At 56.7% G+C, this 12837-nt stretch carries 11 protein-coding genes and 1 tRNA gene; 8 read left to right on the forward strand and 4 right to left on the reverse strand.

Going from position 1 to position 12837, the window contains the following annotated elements; all coding sequences use genetic code 11:
* Positions 1 to 12: 12 nt before the first annotated feature.
* Together ACX80Q_RS02445 and ACX80Q_RS02450 are read left to right on the forward strand one after the other, a co-directional pair.
* Positions 13 to 924: a hypothetical protein gene (locus ACX80Q_RS02445; RefSeq protein WP_459328922.1), complete on the forward strand. Its 912-nt coding sequence runs from the start codon at positions 13 to 15 to the stop codon at positions 922 to 924.
* A 142-nt stretch (positions 925 to 1066) separates the two neighbouring features.
* Positions 1067 to 1516: a Panacea domain-containing protein gene (locus ACX80Q_RS02450; protein ID WP_459328923.1), complete on the forward strand. Its 450-nt coding sequence runs from the start codon at positions 1067 to 1069 to the stop codon at positions 1514 to 1516.
* A 672-nt stretch (positions 1517 to 2188) separates the two neighbouring features.
* On the opposite strand, the gene ACX80Q_RS02455 is transcribed toward ACX80Q_RS02450, so the two are convergent.
* Both ACX80Q_RS02455 and ACX80Q_RS02460 read right to left on the reverse strand, forming a co-directional pair.
* Positions 2189 to 2767, reverse strand: a complete 579-nt coding sequence (locus tag ACX80Q_RS02455) for a hypothetical protein (protein WP_459328924.1) — start codon at positions 2765 to 2767, stop codon at positions 2189 to 2191.
* 32 nt (positions 2768 to 2799) lie between these two features.
* Positions 2800 to 3336, reverse strand: coding sequence for a hypothetical protein (locus tag ACX80Q_RS02460; protein WP_459328925.1), 537 nt, complete (start codon positions 3334 to 3336; stop codon positions 2800 to 2802).
* A 786-nt stretch (positions 3337 to 4122) separates the two neighbouring features.
* On the opposite strand from ACX80Q_RS02460, the gene ACX80Q_RS02465 reads away from it, so the two are divergent.
* The 4 genes from ACX80Q_RS02465 (at position 4123) to ACX80Q_RS02480 (ending at position 8629) form a co-directional block, all read left to right on the forward strand.
* Positions 4123 to 5610, forward strand: coding sequence for a tyrosine-type recombinase/integrase (locus ACX80Q_RS02465; protein WP_459328926.1), 1488 nt, complete (start codon positions 4123 to 4125; stop codon positions 5608 to 5610).
* Positions 5611 to 5771: 161 nt separating this feature from the next.
* Complete coding sequence (locus ACX80Q_RS02470) at positions 5772 to 7001, forward strand: hypothetical protein (protein WP_459328927.1); 1230 nt, start codon at positions 5772 to 5774, stop codon at positions 6999 to 7001.
* A gap of 225 nt (positions 7002 to 7226) precedes the next feature.
* Positions 7227 to 7297 (forward strand) — tRNA-Gly (locus ACX80Q_RS02475).
* A gap of 171 nt (positions 7298 to 7468) precedes the next feature.
* Positions 7469 to 8629, forward strand: coding sequence for a N(5)-(carboxyethyl)ornithine synthase (locus tag ACX80Q_RS02480; RefSeq protein ID WP_459328941.1), 1161 nt, complete (start codon positions 7469 to 7471; stop codon positions 8627 to 8629).
* A 21-nt stretch (positions 8630 to 8650) separates the two neighbouring features.
* On the opposite strand, the gene ACX80Q_RS02485 is transcribed toward ACX80Q_RS02480, so the two are convergent.
* Together ACX80Q_RS02485 and ACX80Q_RS02490 are read right to left on the reverse strand one after the other, a co-directional pair.
* Entirely contained in the window at positions 8651 to 9745 is a 1095-nt protein-coding gene (locus tag ACX80Q_RS02485; protein ID WP_459328928.1) for a fatty acid desaturase family protein, read from the reverse strand.
* A gap of 134 nt (positions 9746 to 9879) precedes the next feature.
* The gene (locus ACX80Q_RS02490; protein WP_459328929.1) at positions 9880 to 11211 is read right to left on the reverse strand and encodes an MFS transporter; all 1332 of its coding nucleotides are present in this window, start codon (positions 11209 to 11211) and stop codon (positions 9880 to 9882) included.
* A 149-nt stretch (positions 11212 to 11360) separates the two neighbouring features.
* On the opposite strand from ACX80Q_RS02490, the gene ACX80Q_RS02495 reads away from it, so the two are divergent.
* Both ACX80Q_RS02495 and panD read left to right on the forward strand, forming a co-directional pair.
* A complete protein-coding gene (locus ACX80Q_RS02495) occupies positions 11361 to 12236 on the forward strand; it encodes a LysR family transcriptional regulator (protein ID WP_459328930.1) in 876 nt (291 codons plus the stop codon).
* 89 nt (positions 12237 to 12325) lie between these two features.
* Entirely contained in the window at positions 12326 to 12742 is a 417-nt protein-coding gene (gene panD, locus ACX80Q_RS02500; protein WP_459328931.1) for an aspartate 1-decarboxylase, read from the forward strand.
* Positions 12743 to 12837 lie beyond the last annotated feature (95 nt).

The raw sequence follows: 12837 nt of genomic DNA on the forward strand, positions 1-12837 counted from the left end.
CATTCTTAATCCATGACCATCGAATCATGGCTCCCCTTTGGCCAACAAGACGACCCGCAGAAGCTCTACAGTGCCCTCCACGAGGGAGTACCTGAGTGGATGAGTAAATCCATTAGAGCATGGCAGCAGGAAATCTTGGAAATAGTCTTCGACACCGAAGACAACGTCATAGGTCGTTTTCACAGCATTGAGCAAGAATTGCGTACAGCAATCGATATTCCCCAGAACCCAACCGCCTACGGTCTCGGGGCCTCTGTGATCTCTCATTTTCAGTCTAGTGGGGATGAGTTGGTTCTAACTGACTACCTTTTGTCGATAGCTGACATAGAAAACCTCGGCGGTTGGGAATCGCTACAGGAGGAGATGAAAAAGAAGGACCACCTTTTTGGACGGCTAGACTCCACCCTGAAGAAGTCCGGCTCAAAATGGACCATTGGCATACGCGCGGCAAGCAGGATTGGGCTGATCCAACGTGTACCAGAAGGAGTTCAGATCGCGGCTAATGAAACAATGCGCAGTGCGAGTCATGCAGGACGACGGCTCGCAGAGGCTTGGGGAGCCGTATTCGGAATTAACCCAGACCCTTCCCGCGCATACTCGCTCGCCGTCAAGGCTGTAGAAGACGCCGCGATTCCTGCTGTAAGCCCCAATAACACCCACGCCACTTTAGGCACGATAATTTCGCAAATGAGGGACACTGGTGACTGGGCGCTCCCACTTCAGCGGGAGGATCAACACGCCACCACCAGCGCCACATTGCTATCCATGATGAAGATGCTCTGGGCAGGGCAAGCAGACCGTCACGGCGGACATCACGACCCTACTTTGGTGATCACGCAGGAAGCGGCGGAAGTTGCTGTTATGGCTGCTGCAACGCTCGTGCAGTGGTTCGCTTCGGGCGCTGTCGCTCGCCGGGGGTCATAGCCGGAATTCACGGCACATCAGAACGCCAGCCAGTCGGAGTCTGGCGGTAGGCTTACCAAACCGGAGGAAATTTCTCCAGACATCCGCGCGCTAAACTAGTAGCAATGAACGCGCGGGCATCAAAGCTGATTGGAGGGGACTCATGCTGAAGGCAAAAGAAGTTGCCGAATGGTTCGTCAACTGGGCAGCATCTGAGGAGGACTCCTCCGATCTGACCAACATGAAGCTCCAGAAGGTCCTTTACTACGCGCAGGGTCATCACCTCGCACGCTACGGTACTGCTCTCTTCCCGGAACAAATCGAGGCATGGTCCCACGGCCCCGTGGTTGCTTCTGTCTACGGTTCCTATAAGGACTTCGGAAGCGCACCTGTGTCGTCCAAGGACTTCAACTTCAATTGGGACAACTTCACTCCGGAACAACACAGATACTTGGCGACCATCTGGAACAGCTATGGTGGGTTCACTGCGGCAAAGCTTCGCAACATGACTCATGATGAAGCCCCGTGGAAAGAAAATTTCCGCGAGAACGAGAATCGCAAGGTAATCCCGGTACCAGATATCGCAAGGTACTTCGCAGCCCGAGCTTCCTAGCTGGTGTCGAAGAGTAAGGGTACGCGACCTACCGGCACCACCGCGACGGTTCCAGTTGTAGAGGCTATCAACTACGACAAAGAGCACCCCAAGTTCTGCTTCAGGTATACCCAAAATGGGAACTGCCCGGATGACTTGAGCAAAGATCAGCAAATCGCTCTCGTTCTCACGCTCCATAGACTTGCGCAGATTGACTGGGCAACCATCAAAAGCACTGGACGGCAAGCCTTAGGTACGGAGTTCATTCCTGCCAGAAAAATAAACGTCACCGTCCCAGCAAAGTTTGACGACGAGGACAAATTCATGTTCTTCCGGTACCAAGGGAAATTGCCAGTCGGAGGCGTAAGAATACAGGACGTCTTTCACATTCTATGGGTCGCTAAGGACTTCACGGACGTATACAGGCACTAGGTCGGCCTTCTGAGCAGTGGCGCAATGAAGGAGCACCCGCAAAATGGTTGCCCCTTCATTCCTCGTTGCCGCAACTCGAACCGCTTGAAATGTCAGACTTCCATGGGGCAGGATCAATCAATACAGCGCCAAAGTCCAATAAACAGTTCCAGCGCTGTGGTCGATCGCGCCTTCGATCATACTGCTACCCCTGAAGTAAAGATCGTTCAATTGAACGCCCCTGAGTAGAACATTGACGCGCAGCACTCCTTCAGGTGGCTGCTACACGTCGGCGTCTTCCTTTTCAGGTTCATTCTTACGTCGCTGGATAGCATCCATTACCCACTCGTAAGGCTTCTGGTTCTTATCATTAGCGAGGGGTCGTCCGAAGATTTTCTGAGCGAACTCCCGTCGCAGCTCGTTCGCCTCTTCCTCGTCCAATTTGGTCAAGAATGGGTCAAGAGCATTAAGGTCAAGCTGAGTTCTCCTCGCGTCCCGAGCTTCCTTCCGATGCCCCGAAGATTCGTGGGTCATGAATCCAGCACCTAGCACGATAAGCGATGAAACAGTCGCCTTAGCAATCACTTCGGTAATACTTGCTTCTTGTATTCCCGCTAAGAGCAGTGCGAGATAGATGAAGCCGCCGACTGCTGCAAGCACCGCGCCGATACTCCAGAGGACCGCAGCGCGTTCCTGTTTTGACGCATAGTCTCCGTATTCTGCGGTGATTGTGTGACGGGAAGTAGCGTCAACAAGGTTACGAGATTTTTCTTCCATCTCGATTAGTGACAATAGGTGCTCGTCTCCAGTAGAGACGATGGAAGCCGCCGCCTTATCTGCCTCCTTTTTCCAGTCACCCAACTGGTTGCTGAATGTAGCATTTTGTCCGTTAACTATTTAATCAAGGCGAGTACCTGATTGGAAATCTTTTTCTCTTCGGCAGCGATGAGGCTCCTCAGCTCTACAACTGAATCAGTAGACTCCCCTACGGCCCTGTGTAGCCATTCAACTGTTTCTTTAAGGAACTCCCGCTGCGCCTTTAGCGCTTGCTTCATTTCCACTGCGGCTTCCGTCCGGACTAGATACAAAGGGAATGGTTTCAATGCAATAACAAGTTGGTCAAGCGCCGATTCAAGATATATTCTTCGTGAAACTTCAGGGACCTCCTTAAGTACTGCCAGCTCTTGCTGCATGTCAATCAGGACGGCATACAGCGCGTCGAGCGGGGCAGCGTCACCCGTGATGCGCCAAGGATCAATGCTTCCGATGGTTCGTACGTCTGCCAGCCCGATTCTCAGATGATTGATAATCTCCACGTCTTGTACGGCGTCTTCGGTGAGATGATCAGCCGTATCGTCAAGAAGCAGCGTCGTCGTCTTCTCTGTCTTCCAAATAGCGTGGTTGTCAAATTCTTCTTGACTCAGTGCCATCGGCGTCCCCATGTCTCTTGATGCACTCGGATATCTTACGTTTTGTCGTACTGTTCAGTAGAACCTTGAAAGTCGAAGCGACCCAATCTAGGCGCTTTCCTCATCTCGTAGCTTTGCGAACAATCCTATCTTCTTTAGCAATTCGACCACCCCACCTACCTTGTTAGGGGTCTGGTCACCACGGCGTGCAGTAGACGCCGGGTGGTGTAGGGAAAGCAAGATGGAGCCGTACTTGCGCGGGCAGTACGCGCCGCGCAAAAGATCGGCAAGGCTCCAGATGAAGTTGGTGTAGTTCTTGTGGAACCAAGGCTCCCTGCGTTCACGCCCCGATGCCACCCGAATCCAGATTCCTCACCAGACATTGAGATTGGGCAGATCGACTCCTGACTCAACGGCAACAGGGAGCCTTCTCACTTGGCCCTGCCCCGCGTATAGCCCAGAGGTCTTGCCCTTTTCTCGCCGCTTTCATCATACTGACAAAAGCGAGAATTATCGTCAACTATATTGACGAATTTGAGCATAAAATTACCCAAGAACAATATCGTTGACAAATTGATTGCAGTAAATGAACGGTTGCCTAAATTGAATTCATGCTTTACTGTTCATTGCAAAGGCCCTAACTTCAGGGTCTTTTGTCATTTCTATGCATTGGACGATAAATAGACCATCAATAGTGAATACAATAAAAATGACCCCAGTTGCCTGTCGAGGTCATCTTCATAGAATTACCGGAGGTTACAGCCTGCCGGGCAAATCACAACTCATTTACAAAAGGTGGGTGATTTTATGCTACCTGTCCAGTCATCTGAATGGCAATCAAATTCCAAGCTCGCTTACAAAATCCCCGTAGATGCCATTTACTCATCGCTGATTACGAAGGCGTCTCGCCGGGAGCAACTCCTTATTCAAAGCCTTCTCCAACAATGCGATGGTGGCGAGGTCAGGAATGTTTCGCCCGTCGATGATTCCAAGAATAGTGCTGTGGGAGATGCCACCAGCCATCTTCCCCAGCTCGCGGTAGCCGATATCCAGCTTGGACATCTCAGCAACCAGAGCGTTAGCGAAGAGACGCGCGTACTCAGCAGGGACATTGCCAGTGAAGTCGGCAGTAAGCCAGTCAACACCGTCGCCAGCAACCTCAGCGGGTCGGACAGCTTTCCTTTGAGCCATGGTTCAACTGTAAACCACGTTGCCGACAGGCCCTTCATTCCGCTCCACCTCGTCGGCGCTCCGGCTGACCTCAGGAAACTCTATAGTCAAGATGCTTGTCAGAACCCACCCACTCGACGCTATAGTGGTCTATATATAGACCAGTCAGATGATTCGACGGGACCGAAAAACATGGCGATAACCAAGCCTGAGCAGGGAATTTTAGTCACAGAGGCCGTGCAAGTCGTACTCAAGCACTGGGCTGAGACAGGTGCGCTCCTTGATGAGTCACTCTTGACCTTCAAGAAGCTCTTAGATCGCTACGCGACCTTCGTTACCAATCTCGGCGCGCCAAGTCTTGCCGAACAGTCTGAAGACTTGGCGGCGCAATGGATTCGTGCGAAGGGCAGGAACCGCAAAGGCAATATTGTGGAACCAGCACTGGCGACTATGAATACCCGCCGCGCTGCACTGAGGAAATTCTTCCACGACGCAGATGCTCTTGATCTGAGCGATACCGGCCTATTCGTCAGGGTCTATGTAGCTCCCCGCACCACCGGTCTCGCCCGCCCACTGACAAAAGAAGAAGCGGAAAAGGTCTGGGCGTATGCAAATGATGCGGGAAGTAGCACCCGCCGCCCCGTCATGTTCGCCCTCTTGCTTTCCGGAGTCCACTCATCTGAGGTAGGACTGATCACCACCAGCGACGTGGATATCGCCAATCAGCGTGTCTGGGCGCACGGAAGTACCGAGCGTATCGAACCGCGCTGGGTAAAGCTTCCCGAACCGTACTTCACTGCCGTTGCTGAACGTCTTGAATACTTGCGTGGGTGGGTGCCCCCTTTTCGTAGCTTCGAGGAGTTCCAGATCACTCAAGGAACTACCCGTCGTCCAACGGGAAAATCGCAGAACCGAGCTGCATCAGCATGCAAAGAAGTATTCCGCATGGCTGGTCTGCATAACGACGCCCACGTCACACCGTCCTCAGTATCCCTCTACGCGGGTTCTCGCATGTTAATTAATGGCGAACGACTTGAAGTCATTGCCCAATTTCTCGGGTATGCATCCCTTGATTCGTGTGCAAAAGCTCTTGGGTATGACTGGAAGACGGGCGAGATCGCCTAAAAATGAGGACGAGCCATATCAGCCCCGCGCACAGTGACTTTAGCTGGAATACCAGCACCGTCGCTGACGCTGTGCTGCGCTCACCCTACATTCTTCGGATAGCTGCCAAAATACCCGCACGGGACATAGGGTGTGCGGGACGCCCCGCAGATTTCCCAGACGTGGTGTACGTCCTTTTTGCCGCACTGGCAGGCAGTTTCGGCAGTCAGCGCAAGGCTGCATCGTGGCTAGCTGAAGCAGGCAACTGGTATAAAGTGCGCAAACATGCTGAGCGCCGTTGGGGCGCTACGCTCCCGATGTTCGGACCTACACGCAGCACCTGTGGATACAACTTCCGCCGCTTGGCAGACAAGCATCACCTCGTATTTCGCGAAGAATTCCGTACGGTTGCCATCGAACAAGCGCAGCAGCAGGGGTGCCTGACTAGCGATGCACTGACTATGAACAAACCCGAACGCAGAGACGTAATTATTGCCGATGGCACGGTCCCCAAGTGCCGATTCCGCAGCAAGACCTACGAGAAACTCAGCAATGAAGGCAAGCACGTTCCCGGTGCTGCCTTCTACAAGGAAGGCGGCGAGGACGGCACTTGGGTCCACGGCATGAAGGAGCTAATCTTCTCAGTCCGCCCTGACAACTCCCCCAATACCAGAATCCTTCTCGGGACATTCCCTGTCGCAGACAAGACGTACGGCGGGGAAGCGGGGCTGACTGTGAAGGAATCGCTTAGGTACAAGAAAGAGATACCGGGCTTCCTTGGCTTCCGTTTCGACGGTGCTTTCCGGGGCGTCCACATCGACGCGCTCATCAAGGTAGGCATCAGCGTTGTAACCCCAGTTCCTAAGAGCGACAAACTGCGTTTAATGTATGAAGTGAATTGCTCGAAGTCCCACCTTCACACTCTCTATTCAATGGACGGTGACTTCTGTGAAATCGAACTTCTGGACACTGGGGAGAAGAGCGTCATCTTCTGTGAACGTCTAAAACAGACGAGTATTGCCCCAAGGTCCAAGGGCGGCAACTTTCGCGCCTACGCAGAGATCAAGCTATCTTGCGGTGCAATTCATCGGGAGCGGCTGGACATTACGCCCGAGGACAAAGACCGAGGCTTCAACCGCACAGAGCGTCTCAGGCAACACCCGCCTGAGAGCAACCACTACAAGGAAACCTATGGCTTCCGTGCTGACATCGAAAGCACAAACAACAATCTGGACTCCGGTCTATACCGCCAGCGCATGGTTGTTGATACCCCTGAACGTCAAGCACTCATCATGGTGGGATTCTGTATCTCTCGGAACGCCATGAGCCAGAAGGTTCATGAGGCAAGGGAGCGCGAACGGGCGCAATCTGATCCACCGGGCAATGCGGGTCCTAAGACCGTGGCGGCATGAGAGGCTAAGCGAAAACCAAGAAGCCCTAGATTAACCTGCCTTTGCGGCGGGTTATTTATGATTTAAGGGGTGCTTGAGGCTGATGGAGCATCTAGATGCTGCTTGTAAAGTGACTTGACCTGATTTGGTCATCCGCGCGCCTGTTCTGAGCAGCCGTCAGACTGAGGTAATGTTAATCTCGTTGTTTCGCCGGGATTATTGACCAGATTATTGGCTAGTTCCAATGCGGGCGTAGCTCAATGGTAGAGCGCTAGCTTCCCAAGCTCGATACGCGGGTTCGATTCCCGTCGCCCGCTCAGATTTTCCGCAGATGCTGTCCTCAACTTTTAGTTGGGGGCAGCATTTTTTGTGGTTGACGCTGCTTGGCTGAATGTGCTCCAAGTCATTGCGTGTAGGGTCAGGGAATAGGGCCCAGCAGGGCTCCTGCATAGAGGAGCGCAACGATGTCCGAAGATTTGCAGTCAAGCATGCCCATTTCCACCGGGCTGCGCCTGGGCGTTTTGGGAGTTTCACGCAAGCCCAATGAACGCCGGGCGCCCATCCACCCGGACCATTTCTCCCGCATCGAGGAGGACGTCCGCTCGCGCATGGTTGTCGAGGCCGGCTATGGTGTGCCGTTTGGCATGTCCGACGCCGTACTGGCCACCTTGGTGGGCACGGTGGCACCCCGTGCGGAAGTCATCGAGGGATCCGACGTGGTCCTGCTCCCCAAGCCCCAGGCCCAGGACCTGGCCGACTTGAAGGACGGCCAGATCCTGTGGGGCTGGCCGCATTGCGTGCAGGACCGGGCCATCACCCAGCTGGCCATCGAGAAGAAGTTGACGTTGATTGCCTTCGAGGCCATGAACCATTGGGCGTCCGACGGCGGTTTTGGCCTGCACGTTTTCCACAAGAACAACGAGCTGGCCGGGTATGCGTCCGTACTGCATTCACTGGCACTGACGGGTTCCACCGGGGACTACGGCCGCCGGCTCAAGGCAGTGGTCATTGGTTTCGGCGCTACCGCCCGCGGCGCCGTGACGGCGTTGAAAGCCTTGGGCATCCATGAGGTGCAGGTTCTGACCAGCCGCAGCGTGGCAGCCGTGGCAGCACCCATCCATTCGGCGGAAATGGTGCAATTTGATTTTGCCCCCGAGGCTCCGCACAAGGGATTTGTGATGCTCGAGGACGGCGATGTGCCCCTGAGTGAGTTCCTGGCCGAGGCCGATGTGGTGGTCAATTGCACCCTGCAGGACCCTAACGCCCCCATGACCTACCTGACCGAGGCCGATCTGGACGCGTTCCGGCCGGGCAGCTTGATTGTTGACGTTTCCTGCGATGAGGGCATGGGCTTTAGCTGGGCCCGTAGCACCAGCTTCACCGACCCCATGTTTACTGTGGGCAACAACATCAATTACTACGCCGTGGACCACAGCCCCAGCTACCTGTGGAACTCGGCCACCTGGGAAATTAGTGAGGCGTTGATGCCCTTCATGGAGCCAGTTCTGGCCGGCCCGGGCGAATGGGCCCACCATGACACCATTTCCCGTGCCGTTGAAATTGCCGACGGCGTCATCGTCAACCCGGCGATCCTGGAGTTCCAGGGGCGGCAGGAAACGTACCCGCATCTGCCGCTGCTTGAGTCCTAGCCCCAGGTGATCTGCTGGGCGTCACCTGTAGCGCCGCACGAGCGGGCATTCGAAGGGGTCCACTGCGCTGAGACCCACACGGTTCAGGTAGCCCACCACTATGCCGTAGGACGCCAGCAACCCGGTCTCGGTAAAGGGGATGTTGTTTTCCAGGCACACGGCACGCACCAAGGCATTGGCCCGGCGCAGTTCCGGCCGGGCCATGTCGGGGAACAGATGATGTTCCACCTGGCGGTTCAGTCCGCCCATGAGCGTATCCATGACAAATCCGCCCCTGATGTTGCGGCTGGTCACCACTTGGCGGGTCAAGAAATCCACCCGGAGGCTGGCCGCCAACACGGGCATGCCCTTGTGGTTGGGCGCGAACGACGCTCCCATGTAGAAGCCAAACACGCCCATTTGCACGCCCACAAAGGCCAGCGCCATGCCCCATGGAAGCATCACGAACAACGCTGCCAGGTACAGACCAAAACGCAGCACCAGCAGCCCAATCTCCACATACCTGAACCGGACCCCGCGCCTGCCAAACAGGGTCTTGGCCGAGTCAAGAATCAGGCTGAAGCCCAAAAAGAGGATCAACGGAAACAGCAGGTAGCCCTGATGGCGGGTGATCACAGCGGCAAGCCCCCGCTTGGTGGCTGCACCCTCCTCGTAGAACGCCACAACACCCGTCTCAATGTCGGGATCCTTGCCCACCACATTCGGGTTTTGATGGTGGGCCGTGTGTTTTTTGACCCACATGGCGTAGCTCATGCCCACCAGTAGCGGCCCCAGGATCCGGGCCGTCCAGTCATTGGCCCACCCCGAGGCGAACACCTGGTGATGGGCCGCCTCATGGGCCAGAAAGGCGAACTGGGTGAACAATACGCCCAACACTGCGGCTACCAAGAGCTGAAACCAGGTATCCCCCAGCAGCACAAAGCCGGTGCCGGCCGCGGCGAGAACCAGCAGCAGGACCGCAAAAACCAGGCCATAGAATGTTCGACGCCGGCGCATGAGTCCCGCGGCACGCACCCTTTTCAGCAGCACGGCATAAGAGGCAATGATGTGGTTGGTGCGCGGTGCCCGCCGGGGCAGAGCGCCGTCGAGGGTTATGGGTGTGTTGGGAGTTTGCATGGTGTCACCGGCGGGTCAGGGTCGACCGTCAAAGCCGGCAAAGGAAGCGAAAAGGAACTTTCGTACATTAATTTTAGTTCCGTTGGAGCCGGAAAGCTCCTCGCCAACCCTGTGAACATTGCCCACCCAATAGCTCAGCCCGCCTTGGGCACAATAAACAACGGCCGTCGGGCACTGCGCAAATTCACCCTCAGGGCCAGCTGCCCGCGCTGGGCCAGCACCAGCCCAATCACCACGGCCGCCAGCACAGTCACGCCACCGGCAAGCAGCATGGCCCACTGCACGCCCCACTGCTCGGCCAGCCAACCCATGAGCGGCCCACCCAGGGCCTGCCCGCCAATCAGCACCATGATGTACAGGCTCATGACGCGCCCCCGGATAAGCACATTCGTGGACATTTGCACCAGTTGGTTGGCGCTGGTCAAAAATAACAAGGACGCAAATCCCGCCACCACCATGACGGCGCCAAAAGTTGCCATGCTGGGCGCAAAGGCGGCCAGCATCAGCACCACACCATAGGCGCCGGCCGCGGACATGACACCGCGCAGGCGCAGCGTGGCAAAGCGGGTGGAGGCCAGCGCGCCAAAAAGTGCGCCGAGCGCAACCAAGGTGTTGAGCAGGCCGTAGCCTCCGGCACCGGCGTCGAACACTGTATTGGCATAGGCGGCCATCAGCACGGCCAAGCTCAAGCCAAACACGGCAAAAACGGCTGCCATGACGGCGGGGAAGAAGATGGTGGGCTTGCGCAGGGCATAGCGGACCCCTTCCATGAGCTGGCCCTTGGCGCGTTTGACCGGCGGCATTTTTTTGAGTTCGTCCGTGCGGATCAGGGTCAGCGAGATCACGGTGACGGCGCACGCCACCGCGTTGACGGCAAAGGCCCACCCGCCGCCCACTGCCATGATGAGGACACCGCTGACGGCCGGGCCAATCATGCCGCCCATTTGGAAGATCGAGGAGTTCAGGCTGATGGCGTTGCGGAGTTGGCGCGGACCCACCAGCTCGTTGACGAAGACCTGGCGGGCGGGCTGGTCGGCCACCACCACCAGGCCTAGGACAAAGGCAATGACATAGATGTGCCAGACCTCTAGGCTGCCCGTCAGTGCCAGCACGGCCATGAGGGCCGCCAGTAAGCCCGCGGCGCATTGGCTGATGATCAGGATCAGGCGCTTGGAGTACCGATCGGCCAGGATCCCGCCCAGTGGCATGAGCAGCAGCGAGGGGATGAATTGCATGAAGACTGTGATGCCAACGGCTGTCACCGAGCCGGACAGCTCCAGCACCATCCAGTCCTGGGCCACCCGCTGCATCCACACGGCAATGACTGCCAGCAGGTTGGCGGAAGCAAAAATGCGGTAGTTGCGGATTTTCAGCGAGGAAAATGTTTGACTCCACGGCGGGCGGGCAGTCACTAGGTTGATGGGGGCGGTCAGGGCAGCATGCGGATGTGCTGATGGGGGCGTCAACGCTTTGGTCCTGGGATTTGAGGGTGGTTGGGGTTTACCTTTTTAACCCTAGGCCGCTGCCATTTATGCTGAAAGTATATGATGGCTATAAATACCATTGAGTCTTGTAATAGTTCCGAGTTTTGTCATAGTTCTCTGGGAGTTGCACCATGGCCGACGCCCCCACCTTTGATCCCATTCAGCTCAAGAGCTTTCTGGCCGTTGCCGAAACGCGGAATTTCACCCGGGCCGCGGAACGCCTGGGCATCAGCCAGCCCACCGTTAGCCAGCACGTGCGCAAGCTGGAACTGGCGGCAGGGCGGGTTCTTGTTTCACGCGACACCCGCGAAGTACGCCTGACGGACAACGGCGACGCCATGGCCGGCTTTGCCCGCACCATTTTGGCGGCCAATGACGTTGCCACCCGCTATTTCTCCGGTGCCGCCATGCGTGGCAGGCTGCGCTTTGGCATGGCCGACGACCTCGCCATCACGGGCCTTCCCCGCATTTTGCGTGAGTTCCGCCAGCTGTACCCCCACATCAATTTGGAACTCACTGTGAGCCAGAGCGATCAACTCCACCGCAGGCTAAAAGCCGGCGCACTGGACTTGGTGTTTGTGAAGTGGGTGTCCGGCGCCCAGGAGGGTGATGTGGTCAAACAGGACACCTTTGCCTGGGTGGGCCTGGAGCAAACTGTGCTGGAACCGGGCGCACCGGTGCCCGTTATTGTTTACCCGGCCCCGAGCCTGAGCCGGAAGCTCGCCCTGGACGCCCTGGAAAATGTGGGCCGCACCTGGCAGGTCAGCTGCACCACCAAGCAAATCAGCGGAGTCCTCGCAGCGCTGCGGGCGGGTATTGGCGTTGCTGTCATGCCGACGTCGTTGGTCCCGGAAGACCTCAAGGTCATCACCAAACGCTTTGACCTGCCGCCCGTGGGCGACGTGGATTTCACGCTGATCCGCAATCCGCTGGCCAATACTGATGTGGTGGACGCCCTGACCCAGGCCATTATGGGCCGCAAACTGACACCCGTGGGGCGCCGCTAGCCCGCGTGATTCGGCGCCGGGCCCGGCAGGGCCGCCGGTAAGTAAACTCACAGCGAAGCAGAGCCCAACAGCGGTAGACTGGTGCCGTTATGATGCGAACCATGTTTAAGTCCAAGATCCACCGCGCCACAGTCACCCACGCCGATCTGCACTACGTCGGCTCCGTGACAGTTGATGCGGATCTTCTCGACGCTGCTGACATTCTGCCCGGCGAGATGGTCTCCATTGTGGATATCACCAACGGCTCCCGACTGGAAACGTACACCATTGCCGGTGTTCGCGGCTCCGGAGTCATTGGCATCAACGGCGCAGCGGCCCACTTGGTGGGCGTTGGCGACCTTGTCATTTTGATGACGTACGCGCAAATGTCCACGGCCGAGGCCCGGGACTTTTTGCCGTCCGTGGTGCACGTCGACGCGCAAAATCAGATCGTCCACCTGGGCAGTGACCCGGCCGAGGCCGTCACCGAGGGCCTGCTGCGCCCTGCCATGGCCCAAGCCAGATAGCACTTACTTTCGCTTTTATGCGCTTTAACGGCTTGTGGGGGGGTTCCTGACCGCCCACCAACCATTTACACACCGCTGTGGAAAGCGGACAGGGT

It is taken from the genome of Arthrobacter sp. HLT1-20, assembly GCF_054510895.1.